The 25,074-nt window shown below is 55.5% G+C and carries 24 protein-coding genes; 17 read left to right on the forward strand and 7 right to left on the reverse strand.

All coding sequences use genetic code 11. The features are described 5' to 3' along the window. Window positions 1–4: 4 nt before the first annotated feature. Window positions 5–637 (forward strand): response regulator, encoded by a 633-nt coding sequence (locus tag KGA96_RS12770; RefSeq protein WP_046042521.1) that lies wholly within the window; start codon window positions 5–7, stop codon window positions 635–637. 137 nt (window positions 638–774) lie between these two features. Continuing rightward, window positions 775–1,137, forward strand: coding sequence for a hypothetical protein (locus KGA96_RS12775; RefSeq protein WP_046042522.1), 363 nt, complete (start codon window positions 775–777; stop codon window positions 1,135–1,137). Window positions 1,138–1,447: 310 nt separating this feature from the next. On the opposite strand, the gene KGA96_RS12780 is transcribed toward KGA96_RS12775, so the two are convergent. From KGA96_RS12780 to KGA96_RS12810, 6 genes are all read right to left on the reverse strand, one after another. Next, window positions 1,448–1,801, reverse strand: a complete 354-nt coding sequence (locus KGA96_RS12780; protein ID WP_046042524.1) for a hypothetical protein — start codon at window positions 1,799–1,801, stop codon at window positions 1,448–1,450. Between the two features lie 401 nt (window positions 1,802–2,202). Further along, the gene (locus KGA96_RS12790; protein WP_052960576.1) at window positions 2,203–2,916 is read right to left on the reverse strand and encodes an SMI1/KNR4 family protein; all 714 of its coding nucleotides are present in this window, start codon (window positions 2,914–2,916) and stop codon (window positions 2,203–2,205) included. Between the two features lie 466 nt (window positions 2,917–3,382). Further along, the gene (locus tag KGA96_RS12795) at window positions 3,383–3,964 is read right to left on the reverse strand and encodes an Imm5 family immunity protein (RefSeq protein WP_046042525.1); all 582 of its coding nucleotides are present in this window, start codon (window positions 3,962–3,964) and stop codon (window positions 3,383–3,385) included. Continuing rightward, complete coding sequence (locus KGA96_RS12800) at window positions 3,961–5,193, reverse strand: PAAR domain-containing protein (RefSeq protein WP_223513026.1); 1,233 nt, start codon at window positions 5,191–5,193, stop codon at window positions 3,961–3,963. Before KGA96_RS12800 ends, KGA96_RS12795 begins: the two co-directional genes overlap by 4 nt. Continuing rightward, window positions 5,190–5,777, reverse strand: coding sequence for a DcrB-related protein (locus KGA96_RS12805; RefSeq protein ID WP_223513028.1), 588 nt, complete (start codon window positions 5,775–5,777; stop codon window positions 5,190–5,192). Before KGA96_RS12805 ends, KGA96_RS12800 begins: the two co-directional genes overlap by 4 nt. A 23-nt stretch (window positions 5,778–5,800) precedes the next feature. Next, complete coding sequence (locus tag KGA96_RS12810; RefSeq protein ID WP_046042528.1) at window positions 5,801–7,636, reverse strand: type VI secretion system tip protein VgrG; 1,836 nt, start codon at window positions 7,634–7,636, stop codon at window positions 5,801–5,803. Window positions 7,637–8,355: 719 nt separating this feature from the next. On the opposite strand from KGA96_RS12810, the gene KGA96_RS12815 reads away from it, so the two are divergent. The 8 genes from KGA96_RS12815 to KGA96_RS12850 all read left to right on the forward strand — a co-directional run bounded on the left by KGA96_RS12815 (window position 8,356) and on the right by KGA96_RS12850 (window position 13,327). Then, complete coding sequence (locus KGA96_RS12815) at window positions 8,356–9,822, forward strand: DUF6861 domain-containing protein (RefSeq protein ID WP_223513038.1); 1,467 nt, start codon at window positions 8,356–8,358, stop codon at window positions 9,820–9,822. A 2-nt stretch (window positions 9,823–9,824) separates the two neighbouring features. After that, on the forward strand, window positions 9,825–10,130 hold the full coding sequence (locus tag KGA96_RS12820; RefSeq protein ID WP_046042530.1) for a hypothetical protein: 306 nt from the start codon (window positions 9,825–9,827) through the stop codon (window positions 10,128–10,130). Further along, window positions 10,108–10,482: a hypothetical protein gene (locus KGA96_RS12825; RefSeq protein WP_223464654.1), complete on the forward strand. Its 375-nt coding sequence runs from the start codon at window positions 10,108–10,110 to the stop codon at window positions 10,480–10,482. The genes KGA96_RS12820 and KGA96_RS12825 overlap by 23 nt, the downstream gene beginning before the upstream one ends. A 128-nt stretch (window positions 10,483–10,610) precedes the next feature. Next, entirely contained in the window at window positions 10,611–10,844 is a 234-nt protein-coding gene (locus KGA96_RS12830) for a hypothetical protein (protein ID WP_080925365.1), read from the forward strand. Between the two features lie 239 nt (window positions 10,845–11,083). Then, a complete protein-coding gene (locus KGA96_RS12835) occupies window positions 11,084–11,548 on the forward strand; it encodes an SMI1/KNR4 family protein (protein WP_046042531.1) in 465 nt (154 codons plus the stop codon). 170 nt (window positions 11,549–11,718) lie between these two features. Continuing rightward, window positions 11,719–12,627 (forward strand): immunity protein Tsi6 family protein, encoded by a 909-nt coding sequence (locus tag KGA96_RS29735; protein WP_317850345.1) that lies wholly within the window; start codon window positions 11,719–11,721, stop codon window positions 12,625–12,627. 39 nt (window positions 12,628–12,666) lie between these two features. Beyond that, window positions 12,667–13,014: a hypothetical protein gene (locus tag KGA96_RS12845; RefSeq protein ID WP_223513039.1), complete on the forward strand. Its 348-nt coding sequence runs from the start codon at window positions 12,667–12,669 to the stop codon at window positions 13,012–13,014. A 34-nt stretch (window positions 13,015–13,048) separates the two neighbouring features. After that, window positions 13,049–13,327, forward strand: a complete 279-nt coding sequence (locus KGA96_RS12850) for a DUF6966 domain-containing protein (RefSeq protein WP_223513041.1) — start codon at window positions 13,049–13,051, stop codon at window positions 13,325–13,327. A 35-nt stretch (window positions 13,328–13,362) separates the two neighbouring features. Here KGA96_RS12850 and KGA96_RS12855 read toward each other — a convergent pair whose 3' ends face one another. Next, the gene (locus tag KGA96_RS12855; RefSeq protein ID WP_223513043.1) at window positions 13,363–15,528 is read right to left on the reverse strand and encodes a M48 family metallopeptidase; all 2,166 of its coding nucleotides are present in this window, start codon (window positions 15,526–15,528) and stop codon (window positions 13,363–13,365) included. A 700-nt stretch (window positions 15,529–16,228) separates the two neighbouring features. Here KGA96_RS12855 and KGA96_RS12860 point away from each other — a divergent pair. From KGA96_RS12860 to tssH, 7 genes are all read left to right on the forward strand, one after another. Continuing rightward, window positions 16,229–16,981 (forward strand): hypothetical protein, encoded by a 753-nt coding sequence (locus KGA96_RS12860; protein ID WP_223513045.1) that lies wholly within the window; start codon window positions 16,229–16,231, stop codon window positions 16,979–16,981. A gap of 68 nt (window positions 16,982–17,049) precedes the next feature. Then, window positions 17,050–17,583 carry a type VI secretion system contractile sheath small subunit gene (gene tssB / locus KGA96_RS12865; protein WP_007978739.1) on the forward strand — a complete coding sequence of 178 codons (534 nt, stop codon included), beginning with the start codon at window positions 17,050–17,052 and terminating at the stop codon, window positions 17,581–17,583. Between the two features lie 10 nt (window positions 17,584–17,593). Continuing rightward, complete coding sequence (gene tssC / locus KGA96_RS12870; protein ID WP_056723981.1) at window positions 17,594–19,096, forward strand: type VI secretion system contractile sheath large subunit; 1,503 nt, start codon at window positions 17,594–17,596, stop codon at window positions 19,094–19,096. A 25-nt stretch (window positions 19,097–19,121) separates the two neighbouring features. Beyond that, a complete protein-coding gene (gene tssE, locus KGA96_RS12875; RefSeq protein ID WP_034150988.1) occupies window positions 19,122–19,604 on the forward strand; it encodes a type VI secretion system baseplate subunit TssE in 483 nt (160 codons plus the stop codon). Continuing rightward, window positions 19,604–21,436 (forward strand): type VI secretion system baseplate subunit TssF, encoded by a 1,833-nt coding sequence (gene tssF, locus KGA96_RS12880; RefSeq protein ID WP_223513047.1) that lies wholly within the window; start codon window positions 19,604–19,606, stop codon window positions 21,434–21,436. The genes tssE and tssF overlap by 1 nt, the downstream gene beginning before the upstream one ends. Then, window positions 21,400–22,470, forward strand: a complete 1,071-nt coding sequence (gene tssG, locus KGA96_RS12885) for a type VI secretion system baseplate subunit TssG (protein WP_223513049.1) — start codon at window positions 21,400–21,402, stop codon at window positions 22,468–22,470. The genes tssF and tssG overlap by 37 nt, the downstream gene beginning before the upstream one ends. Then, window positions 22,467–25,070: a type VI secretion system ATPase TssH gene (tssH, locus tag KGA96_RS12890; RefSeq protein WP_223513051.1), complete on the forward strand. Its 2,604-nt coding sequence runs from the start codon at window positions 22,467–22,469 to the stop codon at window positions 25,068–25,070. The genes tssG and tssH overlap by 4 nt, the downstream gene beginning before the upstream one ends. Window positions 25,071–25,074 lie beyond the last annotated feature (4 nt).

Raw genomic sequence — 25,074 nt, forward strand, 5'->3', positions numbered from 1 at the left:
TTGCATGAACCTGCCCTCCCCGATCCGCGTCGCCCTGGTCGACGATCACTCCCTGGTCCGCGACGGCATCAAGGCGCTGCTGGCCGTGATGTCGCCCCTGGAAATGGTCGGCGAAGCGGAAAACGGCGCCGAGGCCATCGAGATGGTCGGCCGCTGCCAGCCTGACCTGCTGCTGGTCGACATCAGCCTGCCGGACATGAACGGCCTGGAACTGACCCGTGTACTGCGCAGCCAGTACCCGTCGCTCAAGGTGCTGGTGCTGAGCATGTACGACAATTACGAATACGTCAGTGAATCGGTGCGCTCCGGCGCCAGCGGCTACGTGCTGAAGAACGCACCGTCACGGGAAATCATCGCCGCCATCGAGGCCATCAGCAGCGGCGGAACCTTCTACAGCGCGGAAATCGCCCAACGGCTGATCGCCGACAGGAACACCGACAACGAACTGACCCCGAGGGAAAGCCAGGTGCTGTCGAAGATGGCGCAAGGCTTGAACAACAAGGAAATGGCCCGGGAACTGGACATCAGCGTGCGCACGGTGGAGACACACCGCTTGAGCATCCGGCGCAAGCTCAACATCGACAAGCCGGCGGCGCTGGTCAAATACGCCCTTGATCATGGGCTCATCTCCCGCTAACACCTCACCCTCCTGTGGGAGCGAATCATCCATTGACTGCATCAATAGTCACCATCAACTCAATGAAGTTCTCTTAAAAAATCTCCGGCGTAACATCTGCTCCATACCACCCCATAAGCACCCCGGAGCACACGATCATGAAACGCCAGACCCTCCTCAGCATCGCTTTCTCGGTTTTCGCAGTTAACGCTTTCGCCGCAAACTCCGCTCAACCAGTGGTCGCTGAAGGCGGCTCGGATCGTCTGATTGAAAGCCGTGTGGCCGAGGGTGGTTCCGATCGCCTGATCGAAAACCGCGTCGCCGCCGATGGCTCCGACAAGTTGATGGAGAACCGCGTCGCTGAAGGTGGTTCTGACAAACTGCTGCAGAACCGCGTCGCTGAAGGCGGTTCTGACAAACTGCTGCAGAACCGCGTCGCCGAAGGTGGCTCTGACAAACTGCTGCAGAATCGCGTTGCCGAAGGTGGCTCGGATCGTCTGATCCAGAATCGCACCGCCTGAATAAATTGCTCTACCACCGCCCCAAAAAAAAACCGGCCTGATCAGCCGGTTTTTTTGTTGTTCAGCCTGAGGGTACCTTGAGAACTTCAGGCCAGGCTCTCGACAGTCTCGTCGCTGCTTGCTCGTTGAGCATCCAGCAGGACATCTCCAGGCACCACACAATAAAACACAAGAACCCATCGTATTTAATCAATGAAAAATATGATAGTTCATGACATCAATACAGATAGAGCATTTCTGATAACTCTGTTTTGGTGCCAAGGATGACTACATCCTTCATAAATAAAGCCAAACCAATGCCCATGAAACATCAATTATCCAACTGTCGATCTACTTCCTTATCGGCAGCATCCAATATACCGCCGACGAGTGCAGCATCAACCTCCCAAGTCTGGAGCTGCGAATTACCGGCATACTGCTCGCCAAAAGGAATTTCATAAAATTTCGCAACTAGATGCTCTTCATGAATAATTTTAAGGACTGAGCGTATAATCTTTGCTTTCTCTTGGTAATCTCCTTCAAAAATCTCCACCTCCACAATCGGACGTTCGTTCAACCACGAGTCCTTCAACGAATGCAGTGATACACCAAGCGTTTTGTGAAATTTCAGAAGACTTTGTGCCTGAGTTACTTCCCCTTCAAGAACTATTGCTATAACAGGCATAAAAAGCACTCCAAAAATCAACTTAATGACGCCGCCGTTCCATCCAAATCGAATATATCGACCTCTTGACCAGACAACAGTTTCTCGAAATCCAGCTTGGTGGTATGGCCCAGCACGTCGGTGACGGCGATCAGGTCCTGGCGCTCGTCGAACCGAAACGTGGTGTTTTACCCAAGGAACTCTGGAGGCGCTCGACCTATGCCAGGTGTTCCACCACGGGTATTTTGACTTGTGGCTGGCATCAATGAAGGTGCGGCAGGCCGTCATCACCGTTAAGGTGTTCGGTTGTGTGACCGAAGGCGTCGACTTCGGCGATGAGGTTGCTATTGGGGTGCGCCAGGCCCTGTTGTCGGGTTAACTCACCTAGGTGTCACACGCCAAGCTACTTGCTTCAGACGAATTTAAGCTTTGAAATTAGATTCTTCTATCAATATATCACTTCGCAATTGTGTGTCTTCCAGAAATATAGAGATCCACGTATCCATAACCTCAAAAACATCTATTCCCAATTCCGGCTCCATGGTTTGCTCATGCCACCAGATAACACCTTTATCTTCCGCCTGGTTATTTATATCCACGGCTAAATAATCTCCACCCCCATTAGAAAAAACTGTAATCCAACTCTCCGCAAAGCTCGTTTCTTCTTCATCAATTAAATGTGCTACACGTGATAAATCTTCTATTTTTTGAGGCCCCATTGATTGCGCGGGGAAAAAAGTGAACCCATTGTGTACATGCAAATAGAAATCCGACAACCTACCCGCAACCAGGTTAATCTTATCAGACTTCAATGGACAACTACTTAGTGGCAACCCACCCACATAGTAATAAAGACCATTGGCGTCATGAAAAACATATAACAATTCAATTTTTTCCCCACCCAAGACAAACGTGCCGATCAAGCAAGTATCTAGCAAGGACAACACCCAAGGCAATTTATCGGCAAAAGAATACCATGCAACGGAAAACTTGGGTTGCTCAGAAAAAACGGCACCAAACTCTTTCCACCCCGTCGGAACAACCACATCCGCGGGCAATTCATCCGGCGAAAAATACACATCACGATCGACAAAACAAGTTTTAACTTGTTCCACCACGTTTTCCAATATAATCATTTACGACACTCAAGCTCATCCTCCGCAATGGTGTCCCACAAAAGTTTTTTTAAAGGCAGAATCAGTTCGCCTGACGGCGAATTCCTAACCTCACCTATTAGTTGCTTAACTAACATTTCTGGTTTTTTGTTCATTCCCATCTCAGAGCTTTATAAACTGCCCAATCAGACTTGAAGTTCTGGACATCAAAAATTTTAAGCATTGAAAAAAGTAGTTGAACATAGCGGCGCAGCGAACTATACAACGCCGCATCCGACGCTGACAAAATGTCCTGATAGCCCTTTAGCTACCGCAAACACTAAATCTACCCAACGAAATTCTCAAAATCAGCATACTGCAACTGATGTTTTTCCAAAGCGCTTTTAGCCTTATCCGAAACTTCTGGCTCTAAATAATAAAACATTGAAAACCCCCACATTAGTTCCGCAACAAAAAAACAACATAAAAGCTCCAGACTAATAGAAATTCAAACCACCTGATTTATTGCACTCGACAAATACCACTCCCAAAATCTACGCCGCAACTCAGAATCGCCACTATCGTCCAATCCCCCGGCGAAAGCAGAAGCCATTAAAAAGCTAGGTTCGAATGCGTCAGGATCGAGGTCACGATCATCACGATCATCAGAAGGATCAAACACAAAATCAGCTGTTGCTGTAGCAATTGTATTGGCAGCAGCATGACCAACGAACATTGCTGGATACTCGTCAGGTTCGTATTCTTGATTTTCAACTACCTCAACATAGAAATCATCTCGAATACTCAGGGCCTTCACTTCAGAGAGCTTCCCCTCAACGGTATCAAGCGCTACAGTTAGAACCGTGATTAAATTCTGAGAACTTCCAAACTTATGTGACCAGATGGCTGCGCCATGATTTACACAAATATAATCCAGCTTGGTAAGAATCAGCCTTTTCACCTCGTCAGGCTCATCAACCGTAATGGTGTTCCACAAAAGCTTTCTTAAAGGTAAAATCAGCTCACCCGACGGCGAGTTTTTCACCTCAACCAATAATCTTTTAACTAACACTTCAGACTTTTTGTTCATTCCGACCTCAAAATTGTCTCAACTGTCCCATCAGGCTTGAAGATCCGAACCGCCTTTGGATCGGCAACAACCTGCTCCGCATTCTTATACTGCGCTAATTTTGAAAAATAACCTTGGCAGTCATTACACATTGGTTTAGAAACGCCTATAGGATGATCCGGGCTGATTATAGACATTTGTTTTTCCGCATGAGACGAATAATATTGCCCTTTGTAGTCTCTATCATATGGGTGTGACTTCACTTCGTGCCCAATTTCTTCTGACTTCGCCTTTACATGCTCTGCTGATACTTTTTCGTACCCCTCGGGTTTCTTGTCACCCCATCCACTCAATGTTTTTTTGTCGTTCGATGATACGGTTTTTACTTTATATTCTTTGCTCGAAGGTAGTTCTGTTTTGGCATGATTCGCGCGACCTAATGCGGCTTCTGATTCCGCAATGCTCGCAACTTTTTCTGAACCTTTTGGGACAATCTTCACATTCGCAAGATTCGACCCAACCCCCTGAACCTTAATCTCATACCGCGCATCAAACCACTTCCCCCCTTTAGCCCCTAGCCCTCCTCCCAACAAAGCGCCACCAAAGGCCATCAGTTTCTGTCCATCGGACCCTTGACCAAACAACTCCCCGCCAGCCCAGTGTCCAGCCAATCCGCCTGCGACAGCGCCAACAAGCCCTGCAACCACGACCACCGGGCTTGCCAATACGAAGGCACTTCCCAAACCAACGACGAGAACTGCTCGCTCCAGCCACTCCGGGACTTCGGGATTTATCGGGTCGGTCGTATCGGTGCCCCCTCCGATGAATACATTGCCAGATCCGGAACTGATTTTCCCATCACACACGGTGCGATCACCGACCCGGGCCGCTGGTTGACCGTTGATATGAACGGTACTGCTCCCCTGCGCAACTATTTGCGGCGCAGAGCCGTGCTCGTCACATTTCGCCTTGTCCAGGTGCGCTCTGGCGGCGGGCTTGCCATTGGTATGAACGTTGCCAGACCCACTGACGATTTGGCCGGCTTCGTGACTGCAAAACGACAAACTTCCAACCAACTGACCTATGCCTGCTCCCGTCGCCGCGGCAGCGCCGACAATTGCGACCGCTGCCAATCCGCCGGTACCCACGATCAGAGCAGCGCCAATGGCACCAACGGCGAGTCCTGCCAGCAACCCCGTTAGTGATCCGGTGTGCTCAATCGGATCATCCAGGCGTGCAGCAGCGCTCATGCCTGCTCTACCGATTCACCGCCATCTTGGACGTGCCGCAGTTCAAGCGATTCGACTAACTCATAGAACGCGCTTCGCTCTTCAGATGTCATGCCGTTGGGATTGTTGCTTGTACCTGTGATTTGCATCAGAAGCGGCTGCCGAAGTTCGTCGTGATGGAGAAAGATCAACTGAAGTTGGTGCACCGGTTGGCCTTGTTGCCGCCATTTGAATTCGACACGTCTAGCTTCAACACCTGCAAGTTCGGCAGGGCTCAAAGGCTCAACCCACTCCAGATGTGATAGGGCTTTTTTCAGATCAGCAAGCAACTGCTGCGCCATTGATTCAAGATCACTGTCGCTTTCGATAGGTGTTCGACCAATTACCACGGATAAGGGGCTTGGCCCTATATCAGTGAGCGTAAATACATGAAATGTTTTGTCCTTGAAACCTGGCGGACGAACAAAGCTCAACTCATTGGTCTGAAAGCGTTCGGGAGGTGGAGGTGGTGCGTCGAGTGCCTCCTGCTCCAAGCGCTCTGTTTCGAGTCGCTGTTCCTCACGAATCCTTTGCTCGGAGATTCGGTCGTAAATACTGGTTCGCATGCGGCAGTCCCTTATCCGTCAGCTTATTTGTTCAGGTTGATGACGGTTTTACCTTCCACATCAACCACGATGCCGGACAGGGTAATCGTCCCGTCCTTATTCATGACTAGCTTGCTGGCGCCGACTTCCAGAGTGATGGATGTCGCAGCCTTGATCTTCACTTCGCCTTTATCGACGGTGACGTAATACGATCCCTCCTCTACGGCAATGCTGGTCTCCAGCTTGATTGTTTCCGAGTGCTTGCCTTCGACCTTGATCTGGCGACTTCCACCAACCTTAAGGGTTTCGTCAGCTTCGATTTCCGTATCCATATTGCGTTCGGCATGGACAATTATCTGCTCGGCACCCGCCTTGTCGTCGAAGCGGAAAAAATTCGCATTGCTGCCCTTCCCCTTCATCGACCGCGTCAAAAACCCGCTCTGGGTCTTGTTCGCCGGTAGCGACCACGGCGGCGTGTTCTGGCTGTTGTAGAGGCTGCCCATGACCAGCGGGCGGTCGGGGTTGCCGTCGAGGAACACCACCACGACCTCATCGCCCACACGGGGAATCTGGATGCTGCCGAAGCCGCCGCTGGCACCGGACTGGGCGACGCGGACCCAGCAGGAGCTCTTGTCGTTGTGCTCACCCTTGCGGTCCCAGTGAAACTGCACCTTCACGCGGCCGAGTTCGTCGGTGAAGATTTCCTCCCCCGGCGGACCGACGATGATCGCGGTTTGCGGGCCGGAGATGGTCGGGCGCGGGGTGGTGAGCTGAGGGCGGAAGACGATCTTTTTGCGCACGCAGGCGAAGGTGTTGTAGTAACTCGCCTGGTGCCCGCTGAGGTAGTTGTTGTGGCCTTCGCTTTCGACGCTCATCAGCAGGAACTGACGATCATCGGCGGGGCCTTGATCGTGATCGTAATGCTGCAGCAGTTCGAAGGTATAACCGGGTTTCATTGCGCGGCAGTTACTGGCGCCATGAAAGCTCTTGCCCTTGAGTTCAAGCGCTTCGACCCGCAACCGCAGCAGCGCTTCACCTTCGTCGTAGGTGCCGTGGGTGTATTGGCCGGGGAAGTCATAGATTTCGAATTCGTCGACATCGCCCTGTTTGTTCAGGCTCTTCATGGCGACCGGCAAGCGGTTGGACGGCTGGCGATAATCGAAGGTCTGGACCGCGATTTTCCCGGACTGCAACTGGCGGTTGCCGCTCCATTGGGTAATGGAGTCGGCGGTCTCGGTGACCGATGCCGTGTGGAAACGGATCTGCGGTTGTTCAGGCAACGGCACCAACGTGCTGGAGTCGTCGCAGATGATCATGGTGTGGCCTTCGGCGGTGTGCTCGAAGTAGTAGAGCATCCCCTCTTCTTCGAGCAGGCGCTGGACAAAATTGAAGTCCGATTCACGGTACTGGGTGATGTAGGTGTAATGCTTGAGCGGCTTGCTCAGGCGGAACTCATGGCGGGAAAACGCGGTGCACAAGGCAAACACCTGGGTGACGACATCTTCAACCGTGCAGCCCTGGAAAATGCGCGTGTCGAAGCGGTTCTTCAGCATCGAGAACCAGGGGTTCAGCGTCGCCGTATAACGCGCCATGCCGCCGTCGCTGCCGATGCTGGCAAACCGCGTGAGGTAGCCTGCCAGGTAACGAGGCGAGGCATCTGCCAGCTCGATTTCCAGAACCACGTGCTGGCCCATCATCGACTTCAACTCGACGTCGGAGTCCTGGCACACCAGCAGCAATTCGAAGTTGTACGCACGGGACAGACCTTCAGTCCCCTTGAAGGACTCAAGCAACAATTGCTGTTCGGGGTTGGCGAGGTTCTTGAATTTGAACAGGCGCCGATTTTGCGGGGAAAGCATTGCGGCAAGGTCCATCAACATGTGTATCTCCTTGAAAACAGTGGAAAGCTACCGCCCTCTCTCAACCACTGCGCATAACGAATCAGATAAGGGGGTTAAACCCTGTTTGCCGCAACATTGATTTGGGCGAACACTTCGCCACCCTATGTTTTCGGACTGCGGCATGAATCATTCTGTATGTTTTGTAAGAGACGACCTACAGAACACTCTTCATTTTCATCGAACTCGCTTAAACATCGAGCGAAACTGCTCACACGAAATGTCACGTCAGGAACTGCGACCACAAGACAGTATGAAAGTGCCATCACCCAGAAAAATATTTGAGAAATTTGTCACACTTTTGCAGGTATCACAGGTTCTGAACGCGGGAAGGAGACACCCATGTCATGCACTGTGTCAACCCACTCTCAGTGTATGCGGGTACTTCCACGCACTTCGAACTCAGTTCAGGACAATCCCTGAAAAATAATTATCGCCCCGCTGGCTGGCCAGAAACGCCGATATATCAAGGATGAACGGGAAGTCAGGTACCACTGATTGGCAACTAATGCCTTATTGCCATCATTGCCGAATGTAATGCGAATAACAAAAAATGGGATCCATGTTGAATTTTCCATCCCGCCGCGCAGTCTGAAGTGCGGCAGATAGCCATCACTTCGGCATTGATGATAAGTCGGATATTCGACAGCTCGACCGCAGCAACAAGGAAGCGCCTTTCCCCCAAGGACAGTGACGAGTAAATGGATCTTTTAGCCAACGTGCCCAGCTGGGCCGAAGTCGAACGCAACCTCGACCAGAAATTCAGCGAGCTGAACCAGGGCGTCAACGACGGCCTGCAGAGCGTTCACGACAACTGGAACGGCTTCACCCGGCGTGTCAGCAATGGCGCGAGCCAGGCCTATGGCTACATGGGCGGTCATCGCATCGATGCGGTGCATCAGGCGATGACCCTCTCCTACCCGATCATCCAGATGGACCTCAAGCGCAAGTGGGCCTCGATTGAAATCAAGCAGATCCTGCCGGTACTGCTGCAACTGGTCAAAGAAGTTTCGATGATTCTCGGCGGCAGCGTGGCGATCGGCACCGTGGCCGGCGGCACAGCGGGGGCCTTCGCATTTGGCGTCGGCGCGGCCCCCGGAGCCGCTGCCGGGGCCGGTATCGGCCTGCAGCTCGGCAACCTGATTCTCATGGGCCTGGGCCTGTCCGCCATCGCCGAATACTTTTACCAGGGCCTGCCCGCCTGCCTCTCGACCTTGCAGGAAGGCATCGCCACGGCCTGGCACGCCGAAGAAGGCGTCAAACCGTCCGGCCTGGACCCCAGCGGCGGCTCCGCCGCACTGGTACAGGAACGCGTCGAACGCGCGGCACGACAACTGGCCCGCGGACAGGAGCAGCTTGTACTGCTGTTGCTCACCGCCATCGTCACCTACCTGACCCGGGGCCAGATGAAAGCGGGTGTGATGAACAGCATGGAAAGCATCGCGACCCGCAGCGCGAAGCTTCAGGCAGAGATTTCGAACAAGCAGTTGGCGGGTTGGTTGGCAAGGAATGAGCAGAAGTTGCTGGCTCAGGCTGAGTTGCAGGTGAAGGAACCAGCGCCTTTGGTGAAGGCTGAGCCGGAACCGCAAACGCTAAGGGAGCAATATGCACGGCAAGATCCAGATTTTGTACCTTTGGCAGAACAGATTAAAGACGTCAAAACCTTAGAGACATTGGGCGTTAAAACCAGCAAAATCGAGGCCTACTTGATGACTCCCGAGGGCAGAATGTACCTCAATGAGGTTGCTACGGCAGACCCAGCCAAATCTGACTACATTCTTTATGCGAGGGCCGCAGGTCAGCTTGCATCCGGGAAGACCTTGCCAACTGCAAAGGTCGTAAATACACCTCTCGTCAAAATCGTGGTCCATGGAGGTGACAAGCCAGATCACTCACCTTACTTCACGACTTACGAAGAGTTAAATAAAGCAGCTAATTCGGGAAAAACACTAGCAGACTCGCTGGGTCTACCACTTGGTAGTGAGGCCCCAAAATACGACCTATATGAGATAGCTCCATTCTCGCCGAGCAAAGTATATGTGAGTGAAGTAGCTCCGACCCGCGAACTGGGAGGCGCGATTGTTCGATCCGGAGGTGCTTTACAATACGTTATCCCCAACCGGACAAATTGGTCAGAAGCCAAGCTAATTGGCAACATAGGAAATTAGCCATGAATATTAAAAACCTGGAAGCCTCAGCAATAGACCTAGAGCAACAACTCATCAGACACTCAACTCTGACGCCTGATGCCGCAGACTTGTACAGGGGCTTGAAACCCTTATTAGAATTAGTAAAAACCGGAAAAATCGTAACGCCCATTGAATGGGGCGAAATCCCAGGCCAATATTTTTTCACTGAAAAAGGCCTTCAAATTTTTGAAGAGCTTGAAGAGGCTTACGCAAAATTTTCAATTGAGATTACAGGTGGAGAATCTCCGGCACTGAAGCTCTTTCGTGAGCAACGCAGGCAGCAATAACGTAAACTCCAGACCGACTTTAGAACCCAACAGTGAGCTTGGTATCGGAAAGCGCATGACAAACTCACATCTGATCGAAGTGCTTATTTCGCTCACAGAGATTTTTCACGGTGAGAACTGCCGAAATTTTGATTCGGGAATAAACGCGATAATCCGCCTACTTTCCGATGACCCTTTGCCGAACAGCAATGAATGGGCACAAGCGACTTCAATTTATAGAACAATGGCAGGCAGTAAATCAGGTTTCTCAGACGTCTACATTGTTCGAGGTACCTCTGAGCAACGTGTCGCAGCTAACGCAAGACTGGATGCTATTCGACAGATGTTATGGGACGCATTTGAACGGGTCTGAAATCAGGCGATATGTCGTGACAGATCATTGCCTGGTGCCGAGATTTTTAAAAGTTCTTGTTGTTCTTGGGTTTTCAGATGGGGTTCACGATCAGCGATCGCAGTACTACAGCGTCGCGAGAGAATTAAATGGCAATTGAGAAAGGTGAGCGTTTCGCAAACGAAGACATTTTTATTGACTACCCATACGAAGAAGTTACCTATCGTTGGGATCATCATTCAAAGCAGATATTCGTACGTTTCTACGGCAACGAAGAGAGCACTCAACCAGTCCCTCATGACAACCGTTTATTCAATGAAGCGCTGCGCTTCGGTGAGGGAATCACCCGCCAAGATTACAATAGAGGTCGCTCTCGCCGATGATGGTACGTGATGTCACACTATCGACGGTTACACCTCCGTAATGTGGCAAATACCGCTTCACAAAAATTTCTGACCTTCACCGCACGATGAAAAAAAATGAACATTGAGCGACTGACAACAGCGACCCGCAAAAGAACTCGAAATGCTCGTCGCACACCATCAAAACTGAATCCAAAACGACTATTTACGGACAAAAAACCCTCACTTAAAAACAAAAAAAACAACGTCCGAGACAGGCAATGAATAAACCAACATTACTTGAACTAGAGAACCTGATCAAACAACATCCGGATATCGCCGCGTTTGGATCACCCGCTGACGCCGTGTCTGATGACTGGCTGGTAAAAGCCGAGAAAAAAATCCGCCATAAACTGCCTGCATCCTACAAATGGTTCCTTCTCAATTATGCAGGAGGAGAAGTCGGGACGGAGGAAATATATAGCATCTATGGAATGGACTTCGAAGACATCAATGGTGGAGATATAGTTTTCCAGCACCTCAATGGCCTCAAACATAAATCAACAACCGCTAAAAAAGTAGTCATCAGCGAAACCGACTTGGGCGAGGTTTTTTTCTTCGACTACGACACATACAACGGCGAAGAATGCCAGATTTTCATTAGAATCCCGTCGGGGCAGAACTTATTGTATGCGAACAATTTTTACGAATTTCTCGCCAAGAGAATTAAGGCGTTTTTGCCATAAGGGACGCTTTGTCGTGTCCCCGGTGTCAGGGTAGTTGTCGCCGCGGAGAGCTGGATGATCTGCTGATTGTGCAGCCGGGGACCAATAGAGGAACGGCTATCTAAGACAAACCGTCACTCCGGCCCTTTGGATCGCTGTCCTCAAAATCAAAATCCTTGAACGGATATCCCATGTCAAAACTACTGCATCGTTTGAAAACCCTTTTCGGGCAAAAGACCGCTCTTCCACCCGCCCCCACCGAGCAGGTTGTCGATGCAGCCCCCCACACCGAAGCGGACAAGCCACTTTCCCGAGTGGAAAGGAACCTGTCCTGGCTGCCGATCAATCGTGAGCCAGATGTTTTTGTGCCGCTGATGCCTCCCGCCTGCCCGGACCTGAAGCTTGTGGATGCCCTCCTGTTGCAGCGCTATCGGGTTTTCGTCATCGCGAATGATCCGGCCGACCGGACTTCAGAGACCACGATAAACCGCGATTACGCCAGCCAATTGGCGAGTGACTTGTACGGCAAAGCGACAGACCTTGGTTATTGTCGAGGCACTGAATCCTCGTTCGAAATCTATTGGCTCACGCAATGTGCGGCGATTGTTTCGCTGCTGTCCCATGGACCAGAATCAGAACAATTCCTGACCTATAGAAAACACGTTGGTTATGATCGAGACTGCGCCCTGACCGGTGTGCAGATTCGTATGTTTGATGAATACGTAGCGTCGCGCAGCTATCAAACCGCTGGAGCCGGGAAGGACCGCCTTCTGAAAACGCCGATAACGGCCCTCGACTACATCGACAATGCGATAGCCATCACCGCCCTGAGATACAACGGCTGTCCAGAGTTCCAGATTTACTCAAGCTCGTTGATCCAATTGCAATTCATCAGGAACGTGTTGCTGGGCGTTGAAAAAGATAAAGCCCGGTTGCACCAATTGACTATCGGCGTTTGGGCCAGCAAGGAGTTTGAAGCCGACGATCCTGAACTTGCCAGCGCACTGGGGGATGCCTTCTACATAGGCATTCAGATTGCACGCGGCCTGAAGATTCAGCTGCCGAATGGATTGCCGCCGGAAAGTCTTCCACGCACATAGCATTGCTGCGACTTCATCGATAACACTAAAGGTAACGTTATGACCGAAACGTGGTACCGCGTTGACAACGGAATCCTATGGATAGCGAATCAACCCATTCACCTGCCTCACCCGGTCAACGTCGCCTTGCCGCATGACGACAGGCTAGCGATCCTGATCGAGCCCCCACCAAATGTCATTTCCAACAAAAACATCCTTGCCCTATCGCGGCATGGAACAGTGCTTTGGTACATCCAGGAAAGTCCCCACGGTACACAAGCCGATAAACCCTACATGAGCCTTCACTGCGACAAAAACGCGGCGCTGATCGCTGGCAACTGGAATGGCGTCAGTTATTCGGTCGCTTGGCACAATGGCGCCATCAGCGTTGTGAGCGTTGATAAGTGACCCACCGAAAACACAACGGCTCAGGGCTGTCACCATGAAAGACCTCCACAAGATCTCCACGACCCTTGCCCGAACAGCAGAACTGCTGAGGACATTCGGCCACCCGCACTGGGCAGACAGACTTGAGGAGTGCAGCTTAGCGCTGCCCCAGGATACGGCGTACGCGTTTTCTCGACTGATGTCGCTGTACGGCGGCATGGGCTCGATCAACGACGTTGTTCTGTATGAAAACGCAAAACCCTTGCTGGACGAAAACAACGAACTGCAAGGGCTGCTATCAGTTCTTCATCAGCTTTGCGCAGGGAGCCATTGAACCCGGCGTCCCACGCTTGCCAATGCTGAAAGCATTCAGGCCTGCTCAAATCGCTGCTGCAGCAGATGTCGCGCAGTGCCTGCATTGAGGTAGGTTCCGATCAGTTCCGCCAATTGCTCATTCTTGAGCTTTTTGTCGTCCCGGCAGAACTGAATCAACTGTAACTGGACCCAGCGCTTTTTCTTGTCGAGCTTCGCATCAGGCGAAAAGAACGAGCGCGAGGCCAACTCAGGCATCGGAGCATCGTCTTCCAGCAGCAGATTCAAGTGCAGCCCCTGGCCCATTTGCAGACCAAAATCAGCGACGTGCCGGATCGGCAGTGGTGCCTTGAGGTTGGCAAAAACGAAGTGCTCGGGCGTCAGCAACAACGCTGTCTTGTTCGCCCGCTTGAGCAAGCGCAACGAGAACGGCAGCAGGCATGCCATCAATACGACGAGCCCCCCACCAGCGACCAGTATCATCGATTTGTTACTCCCTGAAGCCTGCGGCAACAGCCACGGCAAGACCAGCAGGCCCAAGCCCAGCAACATGAAAAACGAGAAACAAATCAGGGTAATCCACCCGCGCAATCGTGCGCCTTCATGTAGCCGGACTTCCTCCGTGGCATTGCTGGCATGGCTACGTAACTCTTGCACAACCGCCGCATCCTGCTCCATGTAGTGGCCGAGAAAGTCCTCGGTAATGCGGGCACGCAATGCCTGGGGATCGGCGAAATAGTGATCCATCGCGGCGCAGGCTTGTGCCGCGATAATCGGGCGGGTGCCGCGGCTGACGGCCTCTTCGACCGTGACTTGCAGGGACGCTAGCCGCTCGCGATTGGAGGGATGAGTGTCCGACGGATGAGGCAGGCTGGTTGCCATTTCCTCTTCGGGCAGGGTCAGCGGCTGCGCGGCCAGCTCCTGCACCAGGCTGCCTGGCAAGTCGCCGGTCAGCACGTATTCAGCACTGGGGTTGGTCACGCGGGCAACATGGGTCGATACACCCTGCTGCAACAAGGGGTCGATGGCAGAGATGCGCACCAAGGCCGAAGCGATGGCGATATTCCCCGTCAGCTTCGCGCCCGCCGCGTCCGCCGCCAGCTCCCGCACGCGGCTCCAATGGTTCACCGCGTGATCGAAACGCTCCATGAAATACTCACCGAGCATGAACGCCGGCCACAGCGTCGTGCGTTGCAGCACATCGCTTTGCAGCATGGTTTCGGCAATCACGCCGAGGCTGCGACCGATACCCTGATAGATCGGTACGAAACGCAGGCTGAACTCGGTATCGGCACCGGCGAAGTGGGCCAGTTCGTGACCGATGACCGCGCCGGTTTCTGCCGAATCGAGCAAGCCCAGGTACAGAATCGGCACGTGCAGGGTGCGGCCTTTGAGCGCGGTGCCTGCCGGGAGCAGGGTGACGTCGCTGGAGGTGACGTAAAAGCCTTCGGTCATGCCCAGCACGATGTGCTCGGGTGCCAGCGCGCCGAGCTGGTCCGCCAGCTCGCGAACATAGGCCCACAGCGCCGGCGCCTGTTGCGGTGTGACCACCTGGCCCAGAACGTTCATCGGCGTGGACTGGAACATGCGCAGCATGACCGGCAGCTGCTTGCCCATCTGCCAGATCGAATACAGGAAACCGAGCATCAGCATCAACACGATGAGCATCAGCTTGAATTCACCGGTGGCCATTTTCCCCATGTGCCACAACCCCAGGCCTTCGAAACCGAGGATGGCCGCCACCGCCGCGCCCATGGCGACGATGTGCCCCACCAGCAGGTACGGCAACAGGCGGCTCACCCGGCTGAAGGTGTGCAGCAATCGTTCACGGGAATGACTCGCGCGGGCACCTGCCCATCGCAACCCCGACAGCCCCAGTACGCCGACCAGCGAGGCCAGCAGGCCGAGGACGATGACGCCTTTGGCCAGGTTGCTCATCACGGCACTTACCGGTTGCAGGATGGTCAGGTCGTGCTCGGCGTCAGTAATACGCGATAGAGCCATGGCAACACTCATGCGCTTGCCATTGATATCGACCATTGCCGAGCTCGATCCCGGCTTTGCAGCCATCGCTTGGAGTTCAACACGCATCTCGCTCAGTTCGGCGTTGATATCCGCGAACTCCGTGATGCTCTCGGTACTGCGTTGTAACTCCCAGACACCAAACAAACCCAGGCAAAGTGGCAGGAGAATAAGTACGGCAATGAGTTTCAACGTTCTCATGAGACAGGGCCTCAATAGTCGCGTCGCCTTACATCCGTGGCGAGCATAAATTCCATTTAACGAAGGCCGAAAGCCCTCACGCTATTGCACGGCCCGACATGAAAGTTACGGGGCGCACTCGTACCCGGCGCGTTATACAGAAATATCGACGATATGTAACGCCATATTGCCCGAACACTCGTTCAGCAATGGAAAGGATGCGTTGTATATCCCGCCCCCCTGAGATGCCATCACTTCCTTGCCGGTTATATGACACTTATCCTTCAACCTTTTCCTCAGCGGAACATCAAGCGGGCTTTGGGTGAACCGGTTCACCTTTTTTCAATTTTTTTCAATTAAAAATTGGATCCATTATCGACCTGAAACCATTGAATTAATTGGGTTTCAGACACTTCCGGCATTCAGTTCGAGCAAGTGATGGCAACAAGACATCATTGCGACATGTATCAAAAAAAAGAAAAAATCCGCGCCGCGTAGGAACTTTCCTACACATCCTGTTGCCATACACGACGTTACTGGCAACTCGATATCCATATGCCAGCATCGCACTCCCAATGATTCCTGGCAGTGTGATTTTTTGATGTCAAACATCAGCGATCACAACTCGTGAACAGGTGTTCAATCGAGAAATTAGTCGCTGCGCACGCACTCCCGTGTATATCCGGGTAGTCGTCGCGTAGTGTTCAAGGACGATGTACCGATGACTCAGACGTTTTTTGATGTTGAAGCATTGATCAAGCTGCGAAGCCAGACCCGGGCCATTTCCGATGCGCTCAAGGCGCAGGCTTCGGACTATCTGGCGACCCTGGCTTTGCTGATCCGTCCGCAAGCGTTTTTCGGTGAGTACCTGCAGGGTGCGCAACGCAGCAGCGGGCGCGAGACCCAGCACCATTTCAAGGAACTCAAGGAGCTCTACGACCGCATCGGCTCGGGCGCTCCGTTCCAGCTGGTCAACGAACTCGAAGTGCCCCTCAACCTGCTCAGCACCACTCCGCAACTGTTTGCGCTGGAGTACGACAAGGTGCTGTCCCAAAGCGGCCAATCCATTCGCATCACCAGCCCCGTGCGCTGGGTGGTGGGCTTCAGTTCGTTCGACCTGGCCCGTTTTCGCACTGTCCTCAAAGACCCCAATCGCAGCAGCGCCGAGCTGTACCGCTTCGTGGTGCATTACCTGGTGCTGTTCTACTGCCTGAGCAAGTCGCCCGGCATCAGCCGCCTGCTCGAAGGCCTGCGTTTTCCCGTCAGTTTCGAACGTTTGAAGGAGTTCGGCGACCTGCCCTTCTGCGTCATCAGCTCGCCGGTTCGCTCGCAGTTGCCCGACGAGGCCGTGATCCGCAGCAGTACCCAGATTGCCGGCAACACCAGCTTCGAAGAATTGGTGGGCTTTGAAAACATCATGGAAATGAACGATGAAATCCGTCAGCGCCTGCTGCTGACGATCGAAGGAATGTAACGCGCTCGGCCACCCATTGAACCGACACGCAAACGACTTGCAGCGAATTGTTCGCACAGGAGATCACGATGGCGAAGAAGGAAAGTACCCAGCACAAACTCGACCGCGTTCGCGCGCCTCGGGTCCACATCACCTACGACGTGGATATCGGTGACGCTCAGGAAAAGAAAGAGCTGCCCTTTGTCGTCGGTGTGCTGGGCGATTTCTCCGGCAACCCGCTGGAGCCGCTGCCGAAGCTCAAGGACCGCAAGTTCATTTTCATCGACCGCGACAACTTCAACGGCGTGCTCAAGGGCATCAAGCCGCGCCTGACCTACCGCGTCGACAACACCCTGGCCAAGAACGGCACGCAACTGGGCGTCGAGCTCAACTTCAACGCCCTCGAAGACTTCGAACCACAGAACGTGGTCAAGCAGGTCGAGCCGCTGCGCAAGCTGCTGGAAGTGCGCAACAAGCTGGCGGACCTGCGCAACAAGATGGGCGGCAACGACAAGCTCGAAGAGCTACTGATGGACGTGTTGCAGAACACCGAGAAGTTGAAAACCCTGGGCAAGGAATTCGGCCGCGAAGCCGCCGTTCCAGCCACCGACGGCAAAGCGTAGGAGCCTGACGATGAACGACAAGCAAACCGTGACTCAACAGGACAGCACGCTGGTTGAAGTGGACAGCTTCACCGCGCAATCCTCGTTGCTCGACAGCATCATTTCGCAAAGCCGCGTGGCCCGTTCCGAGACCGAGCGCACTCGCACACGCGACCTGATCGGCGAATTGGTCAACCAGATCCTGGAAGGCGAAATGACGCCGAGCAAGGACCTGATCGCCGTGCTCGATGCGCGCATCGCCGAGATCGACGCGATGCTCTCCGAGCAGATGAACGAGATCATGCACGCCAGTGAGTTCCAGCAGCTGGAAGCCTCCTGGCGCGGCCTGAAGTATCAGGTGGACCAGACCGAGACCAGCACCACGCTGAAGATCCACCTGCTCAATGCGTCGAAGAAAGACCTGGTGCGCGACCTCAAGGCCGCTTCCGAATTCGACCAGAGCGCGCTGTTCAAGAAGATCTACGAAGAAGAATACGGCACCTTCGGTGGTGCACCGTTCGGCATGCTGCTGGGTGACTACGAGTTCAACCGCAGCCCGGAAGACATGTACCTGCTCGAAGAGATTTCCCACGTCGCCGCGGCCGCCCACGCACCGTTCATCTCGGCGGCCTCGCCTGAGCTGTTCGGCTGGGATTCGTTCACCGACATGTCCGGCCCACGGGACCTGGCGAAGATTTTCGACACCGTCGAATACGCCAAGTGGAAGTCGTTCCGCGCTTCCGAAGACTCGCGTTATGTCGGCCTCACCCTGCCCCACGTGCTCGGTCGCCTGCCTTACGGCCCGGATACCACGCCGGTCGAGGAATTCAACTTCGTCGAAAGCGTCGATGGCCGTGACCACAACAAGTACCTGTGGATGAACGCCGCCTACGCGCTGGGCACCCGGGTCACCGATGCGTTTTCCCGTTACGGCTGGTGCGTGGCGATCCGTGGTGTCGAGGGTGGTGGCCTGGTGGAAGGTCTGCCGACCCACACGTTCAAGACCGATGACGGTGAAATCGCCCTCAAGTGCCCGACCGAAATCGCCATCACCGACCGCCGTGAAAAAGAGCTGTCGGACCTCGGTTTCATTCCGCTGGTGCACTGCAAAGGCACCGACTACGCCGCGTTCTTCGGCACCCAGTCGGCGCAGAAACAGAAGCAGTACAACACCGACATCGCCAACGCCAACGCCCGGCTTTCCGCGCAGTTGCAGTACATCTTCGCCACCTCGCGCATCGCCCACTACATGAAGGCGATCATGCGCGACAAGATCGGCAGCTTTGCTTCGCGCAAGGACGTCGAGCTGTTCCTCAACAAGTGGCTGTCGAGCTACGTGCTGCTGGACGACACCGCCAGCCAGGAAGCCAAGGCCAAGTTCCCGCTGCGCGAAGCCCGCGCCGAGGTGTTCGAAGTACCGGGCAAGCCGGGGGTGTACAAGGCTGTGACCTACCTGCGCCCGCACTACCAACTGGACGAGCTGACCGCTTCATTGCGCCTGGTCGCTGAATTGCCGCAATCGACCCGCGGCTGATCGAGCACATTGCCAGGGAGGCACCATGACCAGTCAACACAAGCTGTTGCCATCACTGCTGGACCGATTGCTGGACGATCGTCCGCATCAGTCCATCGAAGCGTCATCGCAGCGCTTGTGTTCGCTGGCCGATTACAAGGCCAGCATCGTTCGCGACCTAGAAATCCTGGTCAACACCCGCCAGTCCCTGGTCGCCAACGAACTGGACGGTTTCGTCAACCTGAGCGGCAGCATCCTCGACTACGGCATGCCGGACTTCACCAGCCGCAGCGTGCTTGATCCGAAAGATCGCCTGCTGATCCAGCGGCAACTGGAGAAAGCGATCACGGTCGGCGACCGGCGCTTTCGCAGCGTCAAAGTGCAACTGCTCGCCCAACAGACCGGCCAACGCATGCTGACCTTTCGCGTGGACGCGGTCCTGCGCCTGCAAGACGTCACCCGTCAGGTGTCCTTCGACGCGGTGCTGCAGGTCAACACCCAGGAATACAAAGTGCAGAACCTCAACTGATGCTCGACGATCTGCTGCCCTATTACGAAAAGGAACTGTCGCACCTGCGCTTTTTGGGCCAGGAGTTTGCGAGCCAGTATCCGAAAATCGCTTCGCGGTTGCTCATCGAGGGCGATAACTGCGAAGACCCGCATACCGAGCGCCTGATCGAAGCGTTCTCGTTCCTGTCGGCGCGGGTGCATAAAAAACTCGACGACGAGCTGCCGGAAATCGTCGAGTCGTTTCTCGAAGTGCTGTACCCGCATTACCTGCGCCCTACCCCGTCGATGTCGATCGTCGAGTTCAACCTGGGCAAGCAGGAAAAAGTCACCGAAGCCTTCCGCGTGCCCCGGCATACCGAGCTCAGTGCCAACCCGATCGATGGCGTGGTGTGTAAATTCCGCACCTGCTACCCGGTCGAGCTGTGGCCGGTGGCGGTGCAACAGGCATCGTTCATCGAGATGGAACGCTCGGCGTTCAACGGCCACAGCGCTGACCTGGTCGCACGCTTGCGCATCGGCCTGATGGCCACCTCCGACGTGATGTTCGGCAAGCTGGAACTGGACAGCCTGCGGTTCTTCCTCGACGGCGAAAGCACGTTGATGCTGCAACTGTACGAACTGCTGTTCAACAACCTGGCCAAGGCCACGCTGACCTTCGAAGATCAGGGGCGTACCCGCGAAGTCGTCTTGCCGGCCAACGCCTTGAAAGCCGTCGGTTACGGTCTGGACGAAGGTCTGGTGGACTACTCCGAGCGCTCGTTCCTCGGCTATCGCCTTCTGCACGAGTACTTCACCTTCCCCGACAAATTCATGTTCTTCGACCTGTCGGGCTTTGCACGGATTCTGGCGGGCAAGGATGTCGAGAAAGTCGAGGTCAATTTCTACTTTTCCGACTACGACCTGAGCGACCGCCTGGCGCGCCTGACGCAAAACATCGGGCGCAATAACTTCAAGCTCAACTGCACGCCGATCATCAACCTGTTCCGCCAGCAGGCCGAGCCGATCAAGTTGACCCACGCCCAGCACGAGTACGCGGTGACGCCGGATGTGCGCCTGCAAGGCTCGGCCGAGGTGGTGTCCATCGATCGCGTGCGGCGCGTGCGCAAGGTCGGCGGCATCGATCAGGTCGGCACCTGCCATCCGTTTTTCGAACCCCGAGGCGATCAGGGCCCGGGCCAAAGCTTCTGGATTGCCCGGCGCCGTGCGGTACAGAGCGGCCAGCGCGACGGTTCGAACGTGTTCATCCGGGTGGTGGATCGCGAGTTGGGGCTGATGGAGTCCAACAACGATGCGTTGAGCATCCGCCTGACCTGCAGCAACCGTGACCTGCCCCTGATGTTGCCGTTCGGTGGCGAGCGTGGCGATTTCAATATTCCGGGCAACTCGGTGATCAAGGACATCCGCTGCCTGCGCAAGCCCACCGCCACCGCGCGCGTACCGCTGGGCAACGGCGTGATCTGGCGGCTGATTTCACACCTGTCGCTGAACCACATGTCGCTGGTGTCCCGTGGTCGCGAAGTGCTGCTGGAACTGTTGTCGCTCTACAACTATCGCAACGTGTCGGCGATCCGCAAACAGATCAACGGCATTGTCTCGGTGAGCAGCGAACCGGTGGTTGCGCGCATCGGCCACCCGCGGCCGAACTTCGTGCGCGGCGTCGGCATCACCCTCAATTTCGATGAAAGCCAGTACACCGGCAGCGGTGTGTTTTTGTTCGGCATGGTGCTCGATCACTTCTTTGGTCAGTACTGCTCGATGAACAGTTTTACCCAATTAACCCTTCGCACCTTGCAGCGCGAAAAGAGAGTCGTCCAATGGCCACCGCGAACCGGCGATCAACCCCTGGTCTGATCGACCAGGCACGGGCTGAGCCGCACCGATTCGAGTTTTTCCAGTTGGTGCGCTTGCTTCGCCTGCATTACAGCAGAACCGGGCGTATGGACCTGGAAACCCGACCGCACGAAGACCCTTTGCGTTTTCGCTCGCAGCTGTCGCTCAACTTCCCGGCCAGTGAAGTCAGCGATCTGCAGTTCGAGCGTGAAGGCAAGGTCTCCGTGGCCGGCCTGCCGCTGTCCGAGATGCAAGTCACCTTCATGGGGCTGGTCGGGCCGTCGGGCGTGTTGCCGCGCCCGTACACCGAGCTGTTGATCGAGCGACACATCCAGTACCGGGACGACGCGGCCCACGCGTTCCTCGACATCTTTTCGCACCGCATGACCACGCTGTTCTACGAGGCCTGGCAAAAGTACAAGTTCTACATCGAGTACGAACGCAACGGCACCTCGGATTTCGACCGTTACCTGCTCAATCTGGTGGGTTTCGGCCCCGAGGCGCAGAAGCAGAAATTCGACAAACAAGGCTCGCCCCTGCGCCGTGAATTGTTCAGCTACTTCTCCGGCCTGTTCGCCCAGAAACCACGCAACGCGCTGAACCTGGAAGTGATGCTCAGCTTCTATTTTTCCCTGCCGTTCAAGGTCAAGCCGTTTGCCGGTCGCTGGCTGAAACTCGACGCCAGCCAATGTACGCAGCTAGGGCGCAAGAACGCCGTGCTCGGGCAAAGCGCCGTCGCCGGCAATCGGGTCTGGGACTACCAGTCATGCGTGCGCATCGAGATGGGCCCGCTGGAACTGGGCGACTATCAACGCTTCCAGCCAGGCACCGAGGACTACCAGAAGCTGGTGGAACTGGTGCGTTTCTATGTCGGCGCGGAACTCGACTTCCAGTTGGCGCCAAAGCTCAAACCGCAGTCCGTACCCGTCGCCCGCCTGGGTCGCCAGGGCAACCTTTCGCTGGGCCGGCTCGGCTGGCTCAAACGACCAGGCGTCGACGTGGAACCCTCCCGTTGCGCGCTCTTTCACATTCCTTTTGATGGGGTCTCCCTGTGAACCTGAAGTCCCTGTTCGCCAAGCTCAACGACACCAGCCGTACCGCCACCGAAAGCGCCGCGGCGCTGTGCCTGTCGGAACACCACTACGATGTCGAAATCGAGCACCTGCTGTTGCAGTTGCAGGGCAGCCACGATAACGACCTGCCGGCCATCCTGCGGCATTACGACGTGGTGCCTGAGCGCCTGCAGGCGCAGTTGGTGACGGCACTGGGGACGTTCAAGAAGGGCAACACCCGCACCCCGGCACTGTCGCCGCACTTGACCCGCATGATCGAACAGGCATGGGTCCTGGCGTCCATTGAGTTCGGCCAGGCGCAGATCCGCACCGGCCATCTGTTGCAAGCCTTGCTCGATGACGACGAACTGCGCCGGGTGGTGATCGCGGGTGCGGCCGAGCTGGAGAAGATCAACGCCGACGATTTGCGCGTGAACCTCAACGCCTTGGTGGAAGGCAGCGCCGAATCGGCCCTGGCCAAACCGCTGGGCACTTCAGACGCCGCCAGCACCAGCCCGATCAAAGGCAACGGCAAGACCCCGGCCCTCGATCAATACACCATCAACCTCACGCAAAGCGCTCGCGAAGGCTGGATCGACCCTGTGCTCGGTCGCGAGTTCGAGGTGCGGCAGATGGTCGACATCCTCACCCGCCGCCGCCAGAACAACCCGATCCTCACTGGTGAGGCCGGCGTCGGCAAAACCGCCGTGGTCGAAGGCCTGGCCCTGCGCATCGTGCAAGGGGACGTGCCGTCGGTGCTCAAGGGCGTTGCCATCCATACCCTGGACCTCGGTTTGTTGCAGGCCGGAGCCGGGGTGAAAGGCGAATTCGAAAACCGCCTCAAGTCAGTCATCGAAGAAACCAAGCGCAGCCTGCACCCGATCATTCTGTTCATCGACGAAGCGCACACCCTGATCGGCTCCGGTGGCCAGGCCGGGCAGAACGATGCCGCCAACCTGCTCAAGCCAGCCCTGGCTCGCGGCGAACTGCGCACCATCGCGGCGACCACCTGGGCCGAGTACAAGAAGTACTTCGAAAAAGATGCCGCCCTCGCCCGCCGCTTCCAGGTGGTGAAGGTCGAAGAGCCGGACGAAGACAAGGCGATCCACATGCTGCGCGGCCTGCTGGCCAAGATGCAGGAGCATCACAAGGTCACGGTGATGGACGAAGCGCTGGTGCAGGCCGTGCGCCTGTCCAATCGCTACATCACCGGGCGCCAACTGCCGGACAAGGCTGTCAGTGTGCTGGACACCGCGTGTGCCCGGGTCGCCCTCGGGCAATCGGCGCAGCCGGGGCCGCTGGAAGACTGCAAACGCCAGATCGACAATTTGCAGGCGGAAATCTCGGTACTGCAGCAGGAAGCCGCCAAAGGCAGCGACCATGCCCGACGCCTGGCCACCCTCAACACCGAACTGCTGAGCGAACAGCAGACTCGCGATGCCCTCGAGCAACAGTGGCAACGCGAGCTGCAACTGGTGGAAAAACTCGGCGCCCTCAGCCACCCGGAGAACCAGGCACCGGATACCCAGGAGATTGCCGCGGTGCGCGCCGAACTGGCCAGCGTCCAGGGTGAGCAACCGCTGGTGCATGCCCTGGTGGATGGCGGCACCATCGGCGAAGTGATCTCCGGCTGGACCGGCATCCCGCTGGGCAAGATGCTGCGCGACGAAATCGAAACCGTGCAGCGCCTGCCGGCTTTGCTGGGCGAGCGTGTGCTCGGCCAGGACCACGCACTGCAGGAAATCGGCAAGCGCATCAAGATTTCCCGAGCTCGCATGGAAGACCCGAACAAACCGATCGGCGTGTTTCTGTTGCTCGGCCCGAGCGGCGTCGGCAAGACCGAAACCGCATTGGCGCTGGCCGACACCCTGTACGGCGGCGAGCGTAACGTCATCACTATCAACATGTCCGAGTACCAGGAAGCCCACACGGTTTCGAGCCTCAAGGGTTCGCCACCGGGTTATGTCGGCTATGGCGAGGGCGGCGTGCTGACCGAAGCCGTGCGACGCAAGCCCTACAGCGTGGTGCTGCTCGATGAAGTGGAAAAAGCCCACCCGGACGTGCTCGAACTGTTTTTCCAGGTGTTCGACAAAGGCGTGCTGGATGACGGCGAAGGTCGCGAGATCAACTTCCGCAACACCGTGATCATCCTCACTTCCAACACCGGGACCGACCGCATCATGCAGTGGTGCCTCAATGCGCAGCCACAACCGACGCCGGAAGACATCGTCGAAGGGCTGCGTGACGAGTTGAACCAAGTGTTCAAGCCGGCCTTCCTCGGCCGCCTGACCATCGTCCCCTACTACCCGGTCAAGGACGCGATCCTGGAGCGCATCGTCGCGCTCAAGCTTGCGCGCATTCGCCAGCGCTTCGAGCGCAATCATCAGGCCGTCCTGAGCTATGACGAGGCGCTGGTCAAGGCCATTGCCTCGCGCTGCACGGAAGTCGACAGCGGCGCCCGCAACATCGACAACATTTTGTCCAAGACCCTGATGCCGGAACTGGCCCAGCGGGTCCTGGAGCGCATGGCGCAGGACAAACCGATTCAGAGTTTGAACATCGAGTTGGGCAGCGACGGCGATTTCGCCTATCGCCTGAACTGATCGG

Source organism: Pseudomonas sp. GL-R-26, assembly GCF_019947365.1.
Taxonomy (GTDB): Bacteria; Pseudomonadota; Gammaproteobacteria; order Pseudomonadales; family Pseudomonadaceae; genus Aquipseudomonas.